Genomic DNA, 19,014 nt, shown 5'->3' on the forward strand with positions numbered 1-19,014 from the left:
CCTCTACAAGTTTTCGGTATCCGGCCTGATCGGAAATCCGAGGAAGCCTTGAACCTCTGTGCGTTGCGGCCTGGTGATTCCGCCATCCTCGTTCTCGTTCTGTTGTGATCCCGCGCGCGCATGGCCAGAATGTGATGGCTTCGCCTGATTGCCATTTTTTACTCGAGACGATGTCACGGCGGTATTCGTAGCGACGTGCCGCTCTGCCTGCACTGCCTTTTCTTCTTTGGTAGCACGCTGCATCGCGTATCGCAACGTGCTGGCACTGATCTCCACACCGTCCTGGGCGATCTGCTCGACGATTTCTTCCTGCGTGTAGCCCTTTCTCTGCGCATCGATGATTTGAGGCTGGATGGACTTCATTGCATCCCGTACATTGACACGGTGCTCATGCGCGGCCTTCTCCGGCAGAGCCTCGAGACGGCGCGCTGCCGCGTCCCATTGCGCCCGGGTAAAGCTTTTCACCACCGGCATGATTGACTCCAGCACACAGCCTTCATGCCATCTTGCAAACGAGATTGGCACTCGTCAATAGCCGGAACGAGGCTCGAATCGGTGTGATGGAACGTGCCGGATTGAGCAGGACTTCTCTGGAATAACAAACTTTTTTTGTGCCGTCGCGTGCGCACACCATAGGGGGATTTGCACGTCGGTCAACACGAGGGTATCGGCCTTCGAGTCGACTCATCAGAGGCTGGCCGTTGACAACGAGCTGCAATTGAAATCCGCCGCGCGCCAATTCGCGTCGGATGATCGGGGGAATTGAAATGCCCTGTCGGTCTGACGCGATTCCTGCTGCGCCGCGCGCGGAAATGTCTTTGTGCAATTTGCGCCGGCGTCTGTATCTTTGCGCGCCGATTCAATACTTTCTTTGGATCTTTCTGCTCGGAGCACGGCAACCTATGCTCATCCATGTTGTGCCATGAATCATACCTTCGCGCTCCCGGTCAATCATCTATTTGCGTGTACGGGGAAGACCCGCTCACGCAACACATTATTTTTTCAGCCGGGCCAGTTCACGTTGCTGCGTGAACGAATGCATTTTCTTGTAGTGAGCGTTCATCTATTTGCGCGACTACCGGCGACCCCGCTCACAGGATTTGCGGACGACAAAAGAACAAAATAACGACGAGGGATGGCAGGATAGGCTTGCGCCGGTTTTAGGTGCCATGGGAGGCAAGCTGTTGCGGGGGGAAGTTCAGATTAGTTGGTCCGCCAAGGCAACCGTCACATCGAACGAAGGGCTGTGCGAGGATCACGAGGAGGATTAGCGATATCAGATCCAACTCGCGATCAACATGCACAACACAGCGCAACTGGATTGGTATGACAAGGACCGTGCTGCACGGAAGTCAGGACTCTAACCGGTGTGCTGAGGGAAGGGGCAGTAGAAAGAACGATTGCCGAACAGCAGAGATGGTCGACTTTGGCCGATCGTGTCGGGCGGGAGTCGGCCACAACCTGCCGTTCAGCGAGCGTGGAAACTTGCCGTTGCAACGGCTGCAACGGGCCGGCAAGCGGTCCACGATGCCCGCTCAAGTCGTAGGCGTAATGTCGAGCAACGACTCGACCACATGAGCTTGCCCGATCCAGCGCCTGGGTGGCGGCCGACCACGATGAAAACGTGCGATATGCCGGTGCTGCCGCTAACGAGGTTCGGTCGTCAGTTGCCTCAATTGTTCGAGCAGCTTTACAGCAGGGCTTGGCAACAAGCCGTGCCGACGCCGAAATGCGGTCAACGTGCGCCGCCCGGCTGCCCCCGGCAATGGGAGCGTATCGAACACCCCCGCCTTGCTCTCTGTCACGTACATCGGTTCAGCCATCCAACTCAGGAAACCCGATCTCGCGACGAGACTCTTCAATACGGTTATTGATCGGGTTTCGACCACCACATTCGGCAATCCGAGCCCGTTTGCGACGAACACCTGCTGCATGTGTTCGAACGGCGCGGTGCCGCGCGGCGGGATCGCCCACTGTTGCTCCAGCGTATCGGCAAGCGTGATTCCAGGCTTTCCGCGCAGCGGGTGATCCAGCGCCGCCACCACGTAGCTGTTGTCCTCCCAGCGACAGTCTTCGATCGCGACGATCTCTTCGGTGTCCGGCGTCGCAGTGCTGAGCGCGATATCGATCTCACGCTGCACCAACCCTTCGGCAAGGCGATCCCAGACTCCCTCGATGATCTCAACCCGCAAATTGGGCCACTTTTGCAGCACGCCGCTTACCGCCTGCGGCAGCACGAGGCTTGCAATGCTACCTACTGCGCCACAGCGGATCGTTCCGCGTGCGAGTCCGCGCATCGCGTCAATCTCTTCGCGCGCCTGCTCCGCTTCGCGTTGCAGCAGGATAGCGTGCGGCAGCAGCGCCTCGCCGACAGCCGTCAGGTGCATACCCCGCGTATGGCGCTCGAACAAAGGGGCGCCGACCTCTTCTTCGAGTCGACGGATTGCCCGGCTCAATGCCGGTTGGGTGACGTGCAAGGTCTCGGCCGCACGCCCGAGACTGCCCGACGATGCGATCACGACGAATGCGTGAAGCTGCTGGAGATTAAAAGTCATGCGCAAAGGTAATGCCTTTTTGTGAAATCGGCAATTTCGGACTCTCCCGGATGTTCCGATAATCCGTAGACCAAGACCGTTCTGAACGACAGGAGACATCAATGGCGCAGAGCCTTCCAGCGCATGGCAATCAAATGGGCACACAGGGTATGACGGTGCGCGATGCGGTGATCGACTTCGCGCGGCGCGTCGGCATGACGTCCGTGTTTGCCAACCCGGGCTCGACAGAACTGCCCATGTTCCGGGACTTTCCCGCTGATTTCCGCTATGTGCTGGGACTGCAGGAAGCGGTTGTCGTCGGCATGGCCGACGGGTATGCGCAAGCGAGCGGCCGGGCCGCCCTCGTGAACCTGCATTCGGCAGCCGGGGTCGGCAACGCGATGGGCAACATCTTCACCGCCTTCCGCAACAGAACCCCGCTGGTGATTACAGCTGGACAACAGGCGCGCTCGATCCTGCCGTTCGATCCGTTTCTCTCGGCCACGAGCGCCACGGAACTCCCCAAGCCCTATGTGAAGTGGAGCATCGAGCCGGCGCGAGCCCAGGATGTGCCGCTTGCCATCGCCCGCGCATGGGCAATCGCGATGCAGGAGCCGCGCGGGCCCGTGTTCGTGTCCATTCCTGTCGACGATTGGGATCAGCACGCCGAGCCGCTGCCCGAGCGCGTCGTTTCGCACGTCACACGTCCGGCGCCCGAAGCGCTCGCGCAGATTGGGGACCTGCTCGATCAATCCGAGCGCCCCGCGTTCGTCGTGGGCGGCGCCGTAGACCGCGCCGGCGCCGTCGATGACATCGTTCGCCTCGCCGAACGTCATTTCGCACGCGTGTACGTCGCGCCGATGACCGGGCGTTGCAGCTTTCCAGAGGGGCATCGACTCTTTGCAGGCTTTCTGCCGGCAATGCGCGAGCGCATCGTCGAACTGCTCGATGGCCACGACGTCGTGTTCGCCGTGGGTGCACCGGCTTTCAGTTATCACGTCGAGGGACAAGGCCCGCACGTTCCCGCTGGCGCACAGCTTTGTCAACTGATCGATGATCCGGGCACGGCGGCATGGACGCCGCAGGGGCTGGCCGTCGTCGGAAATGTGCGGCTCGGCATTCAGGATCTGCTCGAGCGTCGGGCGCCGCGCGCGCGGCCGTTGCCCGCGCCCCGGCAGTTGCCGCCGCGCGCACTTCCGCCCGGCCCGGGTGAGCGCATGTCGGTCGCCTTCGCGTTGCAGACACTGAGCGAAGTGCGCCGTGTCGAGGACATCGTCGTCGAAGAAGCACCGAGCGCGCGCCCCGTGATGCAAGCGTATCTGCCCATCCAGCGCGCGGGCGGGTTTCTCACCATGGATAGCGGCGGCCTTGGCTTCGGGATGCCGGCCGCCGTCGGCGTGGCGTTGGCGAGTCACGGCGAGCGGGCGATCGCCGTGATCGGAGATGGCTCGAGCATGTATTCGATCCAGGCGATCTGGTCAGCCGTGCATCTGCAACTGCCCATCACCTTCGTGATACTGAACAATACGCGCTATGCGGCATTACAGGACTTCGCGCCAGTATTCGGCTTCCGTCCTGAAGACCCTGTACAGGGCACCGATCTGCCCGGTCTCGATTTCGTGAAGATCGCCGCCGGCATGGGATGCCCGGGCGTGCGTCTGGACGATGCGGACGGCCTGCGCGACGCGCTTCGAAGCGCACTCTCGTCAAGCGGTCCGTCGCTCGTCGAAATCATGGTCGCATAGCCAGCCTTTGACCTTCGAACAATCCAGGAGACAACAATGAAGACCGTGTCGATGTTGATCGGCGGTGAGCAGGTCATGGCGCGCAACGGCGCCATCTTCGAGCGCCACAGTCCGCTTGATGGCGCGCTGGCGTCACGCGCGCCCGCCGCGAGCGTGGAGGATGCAGAGGCAGCGGTGGATGCCGCGGCCCGTGCTTTCCCCGTCTGGTCGGGATTCGGCCCGCTCAGGCGGCGCGAACTGCTGACAGCGGCGGCGCACGCACTCGAAGCGAAGTTCGAGGCCATTGCAGCGGCAATGGCGGCCGAGACGGGCGCATCCGGCCTGTGGGCGAGTTTCAACGTACACCTTGCAGCACAGGGCTTGCTCGAAGCCGCCGCGATGACCACGCAGATCGGTGGCGAACTGATCCCGTCGGACGTCCCCGGCAGCCTCGCAATGGGCATGCGCCAGGCTGCCGGCGTCGTCCTCGGCATCGCGCCATGGAACGCGCCCGTCATCCTCGGCGTGCGCGCGATCGCGCTGCCGCTTGCCTGCGGCAACACCGTGGTGTTGAAGGGCTCGGAGATGTGTCCCGCCACCCACGGCCTGATCGTCGAGGCCATGCAGGAGGCGGGATTGCCGCCCGGCACGGTCAATTTTGTGACGAACGCCCCAGCGGACGCACCGCGCATCGTCGACGCGCTGGTTGCCCATCCGAAGGTCCGGCGGGTGAACTTCACGGGTTCGACGCGCGTTGGGCGCCTGATCGCGGAACAGTGTGCCCGTCATCTAAAGCCGGCCGTGCTCGAACTCGGCGGCAAGGCGCCGTTCATCGTGCTCGACGACGCCGACATCAACGCAGCCGTCGATGCGGCCATCTTCGGTGCATTCGCCAACTCGGGACAAATCTGCATGTCGACCGAGCGCATTATCGTCGACGAACAGATCGCGGATGTATTCGTCGACCGGCTCGCGACGCGAGCGCGCACGCTACCGCTCGGCGATCCCCGAAAGGGCCCGGTCGTACTCGGCTCGGTCGTCGACATGAGTACGGTCGAGCGCTGCAACGCGCTGATCGACGATGCGCTCGCGCACGGCGCAACGCTGGCAAGCGGCGGCAAGGCGGAGACCACACTCATGCCGGCTACGTTGCTCGATCACGTCACGCCGGCCATGCGCATCTATCACGACGAATCGTTTGGTCCGGTGAAGCCGATCGTACGCGTGCGCGGCGAGGAGGCGGCGATTGCCTGCGCGAACGACAACCCTTACGGTCTTGCGTCGGCGGTATTCAGCCGTGACAGCGCGCGAGCGATGAACGTCGCTCGACGGATCGAGTCGGGCATCTGTCATATCAACGGGCCGACGGTGCACGACGAAGCGCAAATGCCGTTCGGCGGCGTCAAGGACAGCGGCTTCGGGAGATTCGGCGGCCACGCGGGCATCGCCGAGTTCACCGACTTGCGATGGATCACGCTGCAGACCACTCCACGCCACTATCCGTTCTGAGGAGCACGTCATGCAGATCGCTATTTTGGGCGCTGGCGCGATGGGCTCGTTCTTTGGCGGTCGCCTTGCGCTGGCGGGTCATGGGGTCAGTCTGCTCGACATCGACGAGGCTCATATCGCGTCGATTCGCAACAACGGCCTGCGGCTTTCGACCGATTCCGGCGAACAGGTCGTGCGCAATCTCGATGCACTGAGGCCGCAAGAAGCCACGCAGCCTGTCGACCTTGTCATCGTCTTTACGAAGACCATGCATACGCAAGCCGCGCTCGCCGCCGCAAGTCGGATACTCGGCCCCGATACCGCCATCCTGTCATTGCAGAACGGCCTCGGGAACGCTGAAAGACTGGCCCGATCCGCGGCGCCTGGTCGAGTCATGATCGGTGTGACCACCTGGCCTGCCGACAAGTCGGAGCCTGGCGCCGTCAGCTCGCACGGCCAAGGCACGATCCGCCTGATGAGCGCGGAAGGTTCGCACACGAGAGCGCTCGACCAGACGGTGCAGGCGTTGAATGACGCCGGCCTCGTATGTCATGCCGACTCCAACGTGTGGGCTGCGATCTGGGAGAAGGTTGCGTTCAACGCTGCCCTCAACAGCCTGTGCGCAGTGACGCAATGCATGGTCGGCGAATTGACCAAAATCCCCGAGGGCGAAGTGCTCGCGTTGAAGATCGTTTCGGAGGTCGTGGCCGTCGCGCGCGCTCACGGAGTCGAGGCAAATGAAGCGGATGTGGCGTCGAATGTCCGCGAAGCGCTCGCGCACCATCGCACGCACCGCCCATCGATGCTTCAGGACGTGCTGGCCGGCCGCCGTACCGAGATCGAAGCGATCAACGGCGCGGTCGTCGAGGCCGCCAGCAAGGTCGGTGTGGACGTGCCGTATACGCACTGCCTGGCAAGCCTCGTCAGACTCGTCGATGCCCGCGCACGTTAGCCGGACAGAGCGACAACCCGACATTGAAGCGCATGTTGCGTGTGGGCGTGTGCGTCGTTGACCGTACGTCGACACATCTACGCAGCCGGCCGCGGCGCGGATCGTAGCGCTGCCTGCAGGCGGCCATTTCGAACATAAGGGCGCCCTGCGCGCACGAGGAGACAAGATGAGCCAGTACCTTCCAGCGTCATCCGAGGCGCGAACCGTATCAGGCGGACACAGCGGGCACCACGGCGGGTCGCTCGACATCGGGTACGCGCTTGATCACGGCCCATACGCACTCGTACAGCGAATCGCTGTCGTCCTTGCCGCGCTGTCCATTGTCGTGGACGGCTTCGACAGCCAGCTCATCGGCTTTTCGATTCCAGTCCTGATTAAGGAATGGGGCGTAACACGCGGCGCCTTCGCGCCTGTTGTCGCGGCTGGCCTGATCGGCATGGGGATCGGCAGCGCAGCGGCAGGGCTGTTCGCCGATCGATTCGGGCGTCGCTGGGCCGTCATCGCCAGCGTGTTGATTTTCGGCGCCGCGACTTGCGCGATCGGGTTCGCACCGAACATCACGGTCATTGCCGCGCTGCGCTTCGTGGCGGGTCTGGGCATTGGCGGAGCGCTGCCCACATCGACGACAATCACCGCCGAATTCACGCCGGCCCGGTATCGGACGATTGCCGTAACGGCAACCATCGTTTGCGTACCGCTCGGCGGGATGCTCGCAGGACTGTTTGCGGGGCAGGTGTTGCCATCGTACGGGTGGCGTGGTCTGTTCTTCGCCGGTGGCATCCTGCCGCTTACCCTGGGTATCGTGTTGCTCGTCATGCTGCCTGAAACGCCCCGCTATCTCGCGCGTCGTCGACGACGCTGGCCTGATCTCGTGCGTCTGCTTGCACGCATGGGGCACCATTGCGGTTCCGCCACGACCTTCACCGATGCGCGCGAGCAGCACACTGAAAGGCAGACCGGATTTTTGACGCTGTTTCGTGAGGGCCGCGCCCAAGATACCATTTCGATCTGGTGCGCGTTCTTTGCGTGCCTGCTCGCCGTCTATGCTGCGTTCAGCTGGCTGCCCGCCATGCTCACAAGCGAGGGATTGTCGGTCGCGATCGCAGGCTATGGTCTGACTGCCTACAATCTTGGCGGAGTGCTCGGCGCCCTTTCGTGCGCCATCGCAATCGCCCGCTACGGCTCGCGCGGCCCTCTGCTCCTGTGCTGCGTCGGGGGCGCGCTCAGCGCATGGCTGATCCTGGGCGTGGATTTGAAGAATCAAACGGCGTTACTGATCCTCGGACTGGGGCTGCACGGCCTGTTCGTCAACGCAGTCCAATCGACGATGTATGCGCTCTGCGCGTATGTCTATACGACCGGCGTGCGGGCAACCGGTACTGCGTCCGCGCTTGCGTTTGGCCGGCTCGGCGCAATTCTCAGCGCTTTTGCTGGTGCGGCCGTTATTACAGCTACCGGGGGAACCGGCTACCTGCTGATGCTCGGCTCGGCGATGACGGTAGTGTTGGTCGCGCTCGCCGTCGTCCGCCAGCATATTCCCGCATCTGCAGATTCAAGGCGACGTTAGGCATACGCATTTCCGGCGGCAATCGCCAATTGACGCCGGAAATTTGCGAGTTCATATATGTCGAGATGGTTCATGTGACACAGCCGCCTGCCCTGGGAAGATCGAAGAATGGGATCGCCGGATACCTCGAACGCGAATTGCCGTGTTAGCGAATCGCTCGTATCGCTCGCCAAATGGGAGGCGGCAGCGGCGCAATGCTGCGTTCCGCTTGCGATATCGCACGAGCGAGATGCTCATTTCTCCGGAAGCATACAAAGCGCGACGATCGCCGAAGTCTGCATCTCACGAATTTCTGGTGGCAGGCATGCCGCCGAGCACGATGTCGCGTCGGTCTCCAACACGGACGGAGAATATATCCTTGCGAGTCTACAGTTGCAGGGTGCAGGCAAGCTGATTCAGGACGGACGTTGTGCATCCGTCGAGCATCATGACCTTGTTTTATTCGACTCGCGCAGACCGTTTCGCTGGGAACTCTCCGAGTCGTTCGACCAGATCTGCATCCGGTTCCCGATGTCGCTGGTCATGCACCGGATCCCGCTTCGGGACACCTTCGTCGCACATGCGATTTCCGGCACGGAGGGCCTGGGCATGCTCGTGGCCCAACACCTCATCACCCTGTGCTCCGAACGCGACCGGCTCGCCGGTTCCCCAGGCGCGCCACAAATTTCCGCGTCAGCGGCCGATCTGGTCGGTGGGCTGCTGGCTGAGTGGATGCAGGTCCGTCCCGGCCCCCGCACCAATCTTCATTCAATGCACTTGCAACAACTGCGTCAGTTCATCTCGAATAATCTTCGCAATCCCGATCTGAACGCCGATTTGGCCGCAGCGGCGCTCGGCATGTCGGCACGCTATCTGCATCGCCTCGTTCAGCAGGATGGAACCACCATCGGCCGCATGATTCTCGTCGCGCGACTGGAGCGCTGTGCGCAGTGGCTTTCGCTGAGATGCTATGCAAATTGCTCGATTGAGCAGATCGCAGGAACCTGGGGGTTTGCGAGCGCGGCGCATTTCAGTCGAGTTTTTCGGGCTCATTACATGAAAACGCCGCGCGAATACCGGCTAAGCCATCAGTCGACGGCGTCCTGACGATCGTCGGTGTCGTTCGGTATGCCATCCCGCACCGGTAACTGCGATCTGCGTGAAGCATCGTTTTTGCCAGGATTCTCCACGCACCGTCGCGGTTGGTTGTCGAACCAGAGTCGCAAAACGTCGGGGCGCGCATAGTGCCCAACGGGATCCGCTGCCACTTTCGCGAGCGAGATGCGCGCGAGATCGATGTCAACGTACAGCAACCCCTCCGTCGCCTCCGGCAGCTTCTCGACGAGCGCTTGCCCGTCCGGCCCGTATGCCGTGGCATGGCCGCCGCCGGGGCGGATCATCGCACGCTTGTCCGCCGTGTCGCACAACATGTCGACCATTTCCTCGCTGATCACCGCACATGGTGCGAGTACGAAGCACGAGCCTTCAACAGCATATACCCGGCTGACCGCGTTGTTCACCTCATGGCCGAGGGCGGGCGCGAATTCATACATGGAGAAGCTCGGCCAGGCCGCGACGTGCACCTGTTCATGCTGCGCATACATCGCGTATTTGGTCAGCGGCTGAATGTGCTCCCAGCAGCACAATGCACCGACGCGGCCGATGTCGAGATCGTGCACGGCCAGATCGCTGCCGTCGCCATCGCCGAATACGGTGCGCTCGATATGCGTCGGCCGCAATTTGCGGCGCGTGGCAACCGTCGCACCGTCCGGGCCGATGATCCACTGCGCGATATACAGGCTGCCACCGCTTCGCTCTGACAAGCCCAATACCACTGTGATCCGGTTGCGCGCTGCAGCATCCCTGAGTGCAGCGGCTTGCGGACTGTCGTACGTCATCGAATTGTCGAAATAGCGCTGGACGAAACCCGAGCCAAGCGCCCAAGCGGGAGACCCGAGCCAGACGTGAAACGGATAGCCGGGCAGCCAGGTTTCGGGAAATGCTATCAGTGCCGCTCCTTTTTGTCCCGCCTCGTCGATCAGTGCAATCGTCTTTTCGATCCCTCTTTCGAGATTCAGGAATTCCGGTGCGGCCTGAACGACGGCCGCAACGTACTTCGAATGTTCCAGTGCCATGTGAGTACCTCTTATTTGATCTGGACACCGTCCAGATCAGAACCTGTGTTGAATGCCGACCGATGCAGCCAGTGTATTGCCGTCCGGGATCTGCGTAAGGTCGCCGTTTGCCGCGACACCCGTTCCCATGCCGCCATGATTATTGACCAGTGCGACCTGCGCGTAGAGCGACGTCCTCGCGGACAGCGAGTACATGCTGCCCACGGAATACATCAGCGAATGACTGCCGCTCGCCGATCGGTCCTTCGAGTAATACACGCCGCAATCTACGAGTATGGGAGACGAAGGCTTCCACGATAGCCCGCCACCGTAGACCATATAGTTCGGGCTGCCGGGAGCCTCGTTGTTGCGCAGGCGAATGGCGAGCGCGTAACCCGTCACCGACTCGAACGAATATGACGCGCCTAGCGTAACGCCGTCAATCGCGGTCGAGCCGGTCGTCGCGTCTTTCGTCTGGTAGTACGCGGCATCGGCAGAGAAGGGGCCGGTCGAATAGACGAGCGAGCCGGAGAGGCGGCGACCCTTGACGCTACTGCCGGCGATTCCGCCCGGCGCGTACTGAACGCTGCCAGTGAATCCGCCGAATGTGGGCGACGTATACACCAGCGAGTTGGAATCGAAAATCCCGTTGATTCCCACCTTGCCCAGATACTCCGTGAACGCGCTCGCGAAATTAGACATGGTGCGTGGATCGCGGCCGCCGATCGCCAGAAAGAAGGGCGAAAATTGCAGGCCAGCCTTGATATCGCCGAAACTGCCCGTTGCCTGGACATACGCGTGGCGGCCGAAAATGCCGCCATTGGAGTTGCCAAACTGACCAGTCGTCGTCGAGAAACCGTTCTCGAGCGCGAAGCCGATTTTGGTCCCTCCTCCAATGTCTTCCTGTCCTTTCAGTCCCCAGATCGAGGGCGCCCAACCGCCATCGAGTGCTCCCTTGAGAGCGCCGGCGTTGCCGGAGGACTTGGTCTGATAGACAAGGCCCGAGTCGACGATGCCATACAACGTGACATTCGATTGAGCCAGTGCGTGAGTGGATGCGCCTGCCAGAACCGCCACGGACAGAAAGGCGGCTGACGGTCGATGAAACATTTTCATTGAAGATCTCCGGTGCAACTTAGTTGTTTTGTGCGGTCAGGCTTTCGTGCGTCGCCGCTTCGCCTCGCTTGCCCGGCGCGGTTTCTCTAAGCAGAAAGGAGAGCAGAAAGCCGGTGCCGAGCGCAGCCGAGGCGAACAGGATCGTGAATTGGAGGCCCATATGCTGGGCGATGAAGCCCGCAATGGCTGGCGCGACGCCGCCACCGAATATCTCGCCGGCGCCTACGACAGCGCCCACCGCGGACGAGGTCAGCAGCGAAGGCACGGCCTCCGCAGCAACGGGACCGGCCATCAGCGAGATCGCGCCACAGCAGAAGAAGGCGATCGCAAAGAGGAGCACGAACAACACCGCCGGAATCGTCGGTGCATAAGCGAAGGCGAGCAGTGACGCACAACCGGCGAGGAAGGTGATCTTCGCGGCGTTCCGGCGTCCGATGGAATCGGAAATGCCGCACACGCAGATCTGACCGGCAAATCCGCCGAACCCGAGGCCGGACATCACGAAACCCATCTGTGCCGTCGACATGTGACGGAGGTCGGTCAGATACACGGGGGTGATCGCGGCGAGAACGAACAGGCCCGCCATTGCACAAAAAATGGCGCCCATGCAGACGCGGACGTTTCCGTAACGAAGCACCGAACTCCAACTCTCACGGTGCGGCGCTCGCTCGGACGACTTCGCCGGGGCGAGGTGAGTGGGCTCACGGATCGTGCGATACATCAGGAATGCGAGCAGCAATCCCGGTGCGGCGACGATTGCGAAGACGATGCGCCACGAAGGAACGACCGAGAGAAGTTGCGTGGCGATGATCGGCCCGAGGCCGAGCCCGAAAAGCGCGAAGCAGCCCTGAATGATGCCCAGGTTCAAACCGCGGCGGACGGCAGGCGACGCGTCGTCTCCCGCCGCGAAGCTGGCGGGGCAATACGCGCCTTCGGTAACGCCCATCAATACGCGCGTCGTCATCAGCAATGCAACACCGCCGACAAGACCCGTCGACCCTGACAGCAGCGAGAACAGAATGATGGCGGGAATCAGGATCTTGCGTCTGCCGATCGTGTCGGACAAGCGTCCCATCAAGATTGCGGACACGCCCCAGGCAAGGCCGAGCACGGCCGTTACGTTCCCCAGATCCTGATACGTGAGACCAAGGTCGCGCATTATTTGCGGGAACAGCGGTGTAATGAGCCAGCGGTCGAGCCCGACCAGCCCGAAGCCAAGCGCGAGCAACGTTATCGCCCGCCGTTCATATGTCGAATTCGATCTGATGCTTGTGTTCATGGTCAAAACCCCTTGTGTCTCCCGCATTAAGTCTTCAGCACATATGCCGAGCTTTGACCGGCTCCCGCATGTACTGCTTGTGGGAGCGGCCTCAGGACAATCGTCCGTCGCGGAAATTTTTGGAGGTTGACTGACAGCGAACTGCTTCTTGACGCGGAATGCCACACGCGGAAATGAGGGGTCCCGCTACAGCTAGACGGGCGGGACTAGAGGCGATCAAGGGGGGATGTTCTGCGAGCGTCACTTTCTTCAGTGAGCGCACGCGGAAATCGTTGAGCTAGTCCATCTGGCCGCTGGTTAGGGTTCTCAACTCTTGCAGGCCAGCTAGCTCAGTAATCGAGCTTCCGAAGTATTCGTCATACTGAGCGGCGGCGATGTATCGGGTGAATTCATCGTAGGCGGCACGATCAGCGAAGTCGCGATGGCCGCGAAGCATCAAGGCCTGATCGACCGCATCCTTCAGATACCGGTGCGAGGATTCGACACTCCCGTTCTCATGACCCAAACCGCGATTGTTGCGCGTGCCCTGCATCTCGTAGTGATCAAGCAGCGCCTTGTAACGGGTCGTGAAGTCCTCCTTCTCGCTCAGGTTCTTGAAGGCGGCAGAGAGGCTGTCGGTGCGATGCTCGCGCGGGTAACCTCCCGCCTGCCACAGAGCATTCTGCAAGCCGTTGGCGAGGGCTTCGAAGCTCTCGCCGCCCTCGACCACGCAGGCATACTCCCAGCGCGAGAATGCCAGTACGAAGTGATACAGCCGGTGCTCGAACGGTGCGCCGCCGATCGTCACGCACAGCTTGCTCATATCGGTGAAGTCGGACATTCATACTCGCCCACCTTGTGTAGCTTCCCAAGCCACGCAATCCATATCAGTCGTGACACGACTGGGGGGCGACAATTAACTCGACCGGCCATGCTGCTTGACGCTCTCTACACGACGAAGTTAGATCTCGGGACGCTCGCGTTTGTCTTTTCGGACTTGCCGCTTCTTCGCACCCGTATTTTCCGGTGGCAGCAGGTCTGCAACCGGACGAGCGTCAGCCCACTTTTGAACTTCATGCGTGAGCCATCCCACCCTGCGGCCAGACAGTAGTCGCGGTTCGGGGAAGGCTTTCTCTCGAACAAGCTTCTGTACCGTCGTCTCTGATAACGAGAGTGCCTCTGCCACTTCTTTCAGAGAGAAATAGATCTTCATCGCGATTTCACCTTTCGTTTGTTGCCGTTAATTTTTTGTTTGTGCAGGGACGTCGTCAAGACTAACAACCAGACAGTCGATAAGGAGTGCAATGCACTTCCTGCTTGTCGACAACCACGCAAATCCGAATTTAACTGGTCATATCAGGTCGTGGCAAACGCGCTTGTGGGAATAAAATTCCACCCGGAGGTTAATCAGTCACACGATGGATTTCCGGGTAGTTCTGCTGCAGTCCACCAATACAAGAGACTGAGCTGAAACTCCCTGCGGACCTGCTCCTTGGCGTTGATTTTTTTGTTTCAAGTCCGCGTGATCCTATTCGCGCGGCATGTCGGCGATGAATAAAATCTCGCGCCCTGGTCGTCGCACTATCGCTAGCTTCGCCAATCAATAACCCTTCATGGGGTCTGCTGTCTGAAACAAGCGCCATTCACGAACGCTCTCCCCTAATCCCGAAAGGTTCCAAGTCAACTCATCAAATGTCTGCACGCAAGTTCGAGGCGTGATCGAGCAACCGTAGCGATCTTCCCCACCGTCGAACGCTGACAACAATGATCGGCATGCGGGTGTCTACTTCGTTATTGGATACGTCGCCGCGATCGTCTCCAAGCGATGCGATAGCTGGGTGAGCCATTCGCGGCGCTCCTTGTCATAGGTATGGCGGTTGTAGATGCCAACTATTCCAGGCTGTACATGACCCAGCACCGCCTCGGCAATATCATTGGGACATCCCAGCGTTGCAAGCAACGTCCGGGTTGTTCGTCGAAGGTCGTGGGCTGACCAATGCGTGACGGGCAAACGCGGCCGGTCGTGCTTCGGAGCGATCTTGCAATACGGCTGATGATAGTAAACCCCGTGCTGGACCACGGTCTGGTCCATCGGCGTTCCTCGCGCCGATGGAAACAGAGGCGCTCCCTTAGCCTGATCGAGGCGTCGTCGCACGACGACTTCGGCGCGACCTATGAGTGGTACGCGCAAGTCCGTTGCTCTCTCGTTGTTGAGCCCCTTGGTCTTTTGTTTCGGGACAGTCCACCAAAAGCCGTCTGCTTCCTCCGAGATCTCCGTGCTCTCCATGGCCACGATTTCACTGCCCCTCGTACCGGTCCAAAGGTAAAGCGTCAACGCATCGGCAACGGTCAAACTGAAGTTCGGCAACCAACGGATCAATATGCCAAGCTCATCTGCGGAGAGCACTCGCTTCTGTGTTCCCGTATATTTCCCCTCGATTTTGCGCCCCTTGCTCTTCAAGCGCCCTCTTAATACATCTCTCCACCAATTCGCAGTGTTTTCCGGAAGACGGCCAGCATCGAGCGCGTAATGCCATGCACAACCTAGCTCCATACGCAGGCGTCCCGCGAGCACTGGCGTCGACCGATATGAGTCGAGGAAATCGAATGCCTGGGCGCGTGTGATATTGGCGGCGGGCAAATCTGCAATTGGCCCCAGCATCGCCTTGAGTATGCGCGCGACTTCGACTGCCCCCTTGGCCTTGCGATTTACTTCTACGTGCCCTGCCAGGTAGTCGCGACACAGCTGTTTGACGGTGTAGTCCGTTGGCGATGGACGAGTGCCAGCTTTTTCCCGCTTTCGACGCACTGCGGATAATTCTGCTCCCGAATCGCGCTCGACGCGGTTCGTTTCCCAGGCAGCGATCGCCGCAGGAAATGCCATAGCTGGCCATTCTCCGAGCTTGACCTGTCGCATGCGACCGTCGATTGGCGACTTGTAGCGATACGTCCATGACTTGCGGCTTGCCGAAGCCTGGAGACGCAATCCCGGGAATTGCTCAAAGGTCATGTGTTCGCCGCTCGGCAGCTTGGCCGCGACACGCGCATCGAAGTGCATTCTTCTCTCGGCGTAGGTTTTCCTGAGAGAAGGATAGTTGGCGTAGGTTTTTTGTTCAACGCCAAAAAACCTACGCCAACATGGCAAGTTTAGGCGCACGGCGATAAGCGTCAATGCAGCAATTCAAGGGCAACGAAATCGAAAATTTTTCTTTTAATTCATGCCGTTACAGCACTTATCGAATCACCCCGGACCTCTCCGGACATTGCTGAATTTTCCCCTACTCATTCTCTTCGAAGTAATGCCCGAACTTGATCTGCTTGGTGCGGATATAGCGTTCGTTTTCCTCGCGCATCGGGATCGCCAGCGCAACGCGCTCGATCACGGGAATGCCGTGCTTCGAAAGCGTGTCGAACTTTTTGGGGTTATTGCTCATCAGCCGCACTGACGTAACCTTCAGGAGGCGCAGGATTGCCGCTGCCGAATCGTATTCGCGCGCATCATCGGGCAGGCCGAGGTCGAGATTCGCCTCGACGGTGTCGCGGCCCTGCTGCTGCAGCTGATAAGCGCGGATCTTGTTCGACAGGCCGATGCCCCGGCCTTCATGGCCGCGCAAATACAGCAGCACGCCGCGCCCCTCGGCCGCGATATAGCGCAGCGCGAGGTCGAGCTGCTCGCCGCAGTCGCATCGGTACGAGCCGAACACATCGCCGGTCAGGCATTCGGAGTGCAGGCGCGCGAGCACGGGCTCGCCGCCGCCCACGTCGCCCATTACGAGCGCAACGTGCTCGGCGCCGCCGTCCTTGACCCGATAAACATAAGATTCGAACGTGCCGTAACGGGTAGGCAGCGTGGCGACCGCGTCAAGCACGACGCATTCGTTGGCGTTATCACCATCCGCGCAGGACGGCTCGTGGGGCGTAGACATGATCTGGTACAAATCGCTGGCATAAACCGGCCCATGGCCGGATTGAAGTTTGGAACCGGAGTGTACCGCCATTTGTCCCGATCCGCCCCGCCCGCCCCCTCGCTGTGTGTCATCGGCCCCATAATCGGACGCATATCCTGGTGCCGCGCGCCAGCCCATCGGCCTATACTGGTATGGCTTTCATGGCTTACTGCATCATGGCTCACTGAACGGTCGCGGGCAGCGCATACCCCGCTCGCGCCACACCACGCAATGTCCGAACCACACGAAGGACGAACAGGAGTCGCCCTATGACGAGCGTTGCCCAAGTACTCAAATCCAAGCCGGAACAGGTGGTCCATACGATTGCCGCCAGCGATTCCGTGTTCAACGCCATCCGCCTGATGGCCGAAAAGCAGATCGGCGCACTGGTGGTCACCGACGGCGACGCGATCGTCGGCATCGTGACCGAGCGCGACTATGCGCGCAAGATCGTGCTGATGGACCGCTCGTCCAAAACGACCCCTGTGCGCGACATCATGAGTCCGCACGTGCGCTTCGTTCAGCTCGACCAGACCACCTACGACTGCATGGCGCTCATGACCGAGCGGCGCATGCGCCACCTTCCTGTCATGGCCGAGGGCAAGCTCGTGGGCATGGTGTCGATCGGCGACCTCGTGAAGGAAATCATCGCCGAGCAGCAGTTCACAATCTCGCAACTGGAGCACTACATCACGGGCGGCGCGGGCACGTGACGGCCCGCTCCCGTCGAAATACCCGCATGCGGCAGCCAGCAAAAAACGCCCAATCCCGAGCGGGTTGGGCGAAGCCGCCTTGCGGCGGCGGAGGTTACACGCATGAAAAATCGGGCGCTCGCTTGCAAACCGGCAAGCGAGCCGGCCAGGCGGGCGCCACCCGTCTGGCCGGCCTGCGCGCGGCGTCTGAGCGCCTGAATCAGTTACCGAAATAGGTCGACTGGGCCGGCGACGGCGCCACGCGCGGCGCGGGCTGGCCCGACTGCATCGTGCCCATCGGCGCGCCGCCGTAGCCGGTGTCGGCTACCGGCAATTGCGCCTGGGCCATGCCCTGTTGTTGCGACACGCGCGCTTCGGCGGCCTGGATGTCTTGCGGATACATCGAGTCGTTAGCCGTCGCCGGGTTATAGCCGGCCTGCTCGATCTGGATCAGTTCCTGGCGCACTTCGGCGCGGGACTTGGGGGCGCTGCTCGAATCCTGCGCGAACGACAGCGCCGGAGCGGCAACGAGGGCGGCGACAACCGCGGCTTGAATCAGAGTACGGGTCTTCATGATCACTTACCTCCATAGCTTGTTCTGCGCCGGCCGGCAGCGCCTTGCCGCGAGCCAACGATTTCAAGTTTATTAAGACAAGAGATAAGGGCAAATACCTATTTCTCTAAAATACAATTCCGTACCTGGCAACAATGCAATATGCAATGAATCGGCTTCAAACGCCCTCCCCCAGCAGCTTGCGCGGACCGCTGACAAACGGGTTGCCCACCTCGTAAAAACGCAGTAGCCGATGGGTCTCGCGCGACAAGCCGATGCGAGTCGTCACGCCCGTGGCGCTCTCCAGCGCTTGCTCCGCTCCGTTTTGCATCGTCGCGTCCAGCCGCCCAATCCACAGCCCTTGCCCGCTGCAAAGATCGAAGCCGTCGAACGACTGGCCGACGCCATAAGCCTGCGTAAGCCGCCCGGGTCCGCGCGCGAGGTCGCGCAGCGGCGCGCCGCGGCGGCGGTGCGTCATCGCCGCCAGTCCTTCGAGCGGCTCCACGGCGCGAAACAGCACGCCCGCGCCCACCTCCTCGGCTTCGCTCGACATGTTGAGCATGTAGGCGCTGCCGTAAGTGAGCCGGATATACGCATGCCCGCGCGCAAGGAACATCGACGCGTTCCAGGCGCGCCGCCCAATGAAGGCGTGGCTCGTTGAATCGCCGAGCGGGTAGGCTTCCACTTCGACGAGGCGGCCCGCGATGCGCCCCTCGTCGGAGTCGCGAACGAGATACTTGCCGACCATGAAGCGCGCAAGCTCGACCGTGTCGATGGGCAGGTCCTCGCGGCGCAGCGGCACGATGGGCAGCGCGACATGCGCGTCGCCGGATGGCGTGCTGGCGTTGCGGGTGAATTTGCTGGCTACGGTCGACATGGCCTGCGCCTCCGATGCGGGAATGGCCGATTGCCGTCGATCGATCCAGGGGCGCGATCGCGGCCGTGCGGGAACCGGCCGAGTGTAGCGCCGCGCTCCCGGGCGCGCCCACCCGCCTGGCTTCGATCACACCGCATCGGTGTCACGCGCGCTGCCCTATTGCGCTACCATCGTCGCCATGGGCGCGCGCCTTGCGCGCCGCGCGATGTCGAA

General features: G+C 61.3%; 16 protein-coding genes and 1 pseudogene. 6 read left to right on the top strand and 11 right to left on the bottom strand.

Features of this window, described 5'->3' with window-relative positions; translation table 11 throughout:
• Positions 1-3 precede the first annotated feature (3 nt).
• Positions 4-474: a hypothetical protein gene (locus P5W98_RS18725; protein WP_421026562.1), complete on the bottom strand. Its 471-nt coding sequence runs from the start codon at positions 472-474 to the stop codon at positions 4-6.
• 1,172 nt (positions 475-1,646) lie between these two features.
• Positions 1,647-2,555 carry a LysR family transcriptional regulator gene (locus P5W98_RS18730; protein ID WP_421026561.1) on the bottom strand — a complete coding sequence of 303 codons (909 nt, stop codon included), beginning with the start codon at positions 2,553-2,555 and terminating at the stop codon, positions 1,647-1,649.
• A 101-nt stretch (positions 2,556-2,656) separates the two neighbouring features.
• Here P5W98_RS18730 and mdlC point away from each other — a divergent pair, with 101 nt between their 5' ends.
• The 5 genes from mdlC to P5W98_RS18755 all read left to right on the top strand — a co-directional run bounded on the left by mdlC (position 2,657) and on the right by P5W98_RS18755 (position 9,351).
• Positions 2,657-4,279, top strand: a complete 1,623-nt coding sequence (mdlC, locus tag P5W98_RS18735; RefSeq protein WP_421026560.1) for a benzoylformate decarboxylase — start codon at positions 2,657-2,659, stop codon at positions 4,277-4,279.
• A 36-nt stretch (positions 4,280-4,315) separates the two neighbouring features.
• Positions 4,316-5,767, top strand: a complete 1,452-nt coding sequence (locus tag P5W98_RS18740) for an aldehyde dehydrogenase (RefSeq protein ID WP_421026559.1) — start codon at positions 4,316-4,318, stop codon at positions 5,765-5,767.
• Positions 5,768-5,777: 10 nt separating this feature from the next.
• Positions 5,778-6,698 (top strand): ketopantoate reductase family protein, encoded by a 921-nt coding sequence (locus tag P5W98_RS18745; protein WP_421026558.1) that lies wholly within the window; start codon positions 5,778-5,780, stop codon positions 6,696-6,698.
• Between the two features lie 166 nt (positions 6,699-6,864).
• The gene (locus P5W98_RS18750; protein WP_421026557.1) at positions 6,865-8,265 is read left to right on the top strand and encodes an MFS transporter; all 1,401 of its coding nucleotides are present in this window, start codon (positions 6,865-6,867) and stop codon (positions 8,263-8,265) included.
• 108 nt (positions 8,266-8,373) lie between these two features.
• The gene (locus tag P5W98_RS18755) at positions 8,374-9,351 is read left to right on the top strand and encodes a helix-turn-helix domain-containing protein (RefSeq protein WP_421026556.1); all 978 of its coding nucleotides are present in this window, start codon (positions 8,374-8,376) and stop codon (positions 9,349-9,351) included.
• On the opposite strand, the gene P5W98_RS18760 is transcribed toward P5W98_RS18755, so the two are convergent.
• The 7 genes and pseudogenes from P5W98_RS18760 to ribA all read right to left on the bottom strand — a co-directional run bounded on the left by P5W98_RS18760 (position 9,333) and on the right by ribA (position 16,658).
• Positions 9,333-10,379 carry a carbon-nitrogen hydrolase family protein gene (locus tag P5W98_RS18760; RefSeq protein WP_421026555.1) on the bottom strand — a complete coding sequence of 349 codons (1,047 nt, stop codon included), beginning with the start codon at positions 10,377-10,379 and terminating at the stop codon, positions 9,333-9,335. The genes P5W98_RS18755 and P5W98_RS18760 overlap by 19 nt on opposite strands.
• Positions 10,380-10,415: 36 nt before the next feature.
• Positions 10,416-11,474 carry a porin gene (locus P5W98_RS18765; protein ID WP_421026554.1) on the bottom strand — a complete coding sequence of 353 codons (1,059 nt, stop codon included), beginning with the start codon at positions 11,472-11,474 and terminating at the stop codon, positions 10,416-10,418.
• A gap of 19 nt (positions 11,475-11,493) precedes the next feature.
• Positions 11,494-12,918 carry an MFS transporter gene (locus P5W98_RS18770; RefSeq protein WP_421026553.1) on the bottom strand — a complete coding sequence of 475 codons (1,425 nt, stop codon included), beginning with the start codon at positions 12,916-12,918 and terminating at the stop codon, positions 11,494-11,496.
• 214 nt (positions 12,919-13,132) lie between these two features.
• A pseudogene (locus P5W98_RS18775) lies at positions 13,133-13,573 on the bottom strand (IS21 family transposase); the annotation flags it as partial.
• Positions 13,574-13,693: 120 nt separating this feature from the next.
• Positions 13,694-13,945: a helix-turn-helix transcriptional regulator gene (locus P5W98_RS18780; protein ID WP_421026552.1), complete on the bottom strand. Its 252-nt coding sequence runs from the start codon at positions 13,943-13,945 to the stop codon at positions 13,694-13,696.
• 570 nt (positions 13,946-14,515) lie between these two features.
• Positions 14,516-15,790: a tyrosine-type recombinase/integrase gene (locus P5W98_RS18785; RefSeq protein WP_421027064.1), complete on the bottom strand. Its 1,275-nt coding sequence runs from the start codon at positions 15,788-15,790 to the stop codon at positions 14,516-14,518.
• A 220-nt stretch (positions 15,791-16,010) separates the two neighbouring features.
• On the bottom strand, positions 16,011-16,658 hold the full coding sequence (gene ribA, locus P5W98_RS18790) for a GTP cyclohydrolase II (protein WP_421026551.1): 648 nt from the start codon (positions 16,656-16,658) through the stop codon (positions 16,011-16,013).
• Between the two features lie 290 nt (positions 16,659-16,948).
• On the opposite strand from ribA, the gene P5W98_RS18795 reads away from it, so the two are divergent.
• Complete coding sequence (locus P5W98_RS18795) at positions 16,949-17,392, top strand: CBS domain-containing protein (RefSeq protein WP_421026550.1); 444 nt, start codon at positions 16,949-16,951, stop codon at positions 17,390-17,392.
• Positions 17,393-17,591: 199 nt separating this feature from the next.
• On the opposite strand, the gene P5W98_RS18800 is transcribed toward P5W98_RS18795, so the two are convergent.
• Positions 17,592-17,945, bottom strand: coding sequence for a DUF4148 domain-containing protein (locus P5W98_RS18800; RefSeq protein WP_421026549.1), 354 nt, complete (start codon positions 17,943-17,945; stop codon positions 17,592-17,594).
• 157 nt (positions 17,946-18,102) lie between these two features.
• Complete coding sequence (locus P5W98_RS18805; protein WP_421026548.1) at positions 18,103-18,801, bottom strand: DNA-3-methyladenine glycosylase; 699 nt, start codon at positions 18,799-18,801, stop codon at positions 18,103-18,105.
• Between the last annotated feature and the right edge of the window lie 213 nt (positions 18,802-19,014).

The organism is Paraburkholderia sp. A1BS-2L (assembly GCF_051125205.1).
Taxonomy (GTDB): Bacteria; Pseudomonadota; Gammaproteobacteria; order Burkholderiales; family Burkholderiaceae; genus Paraburkholderia.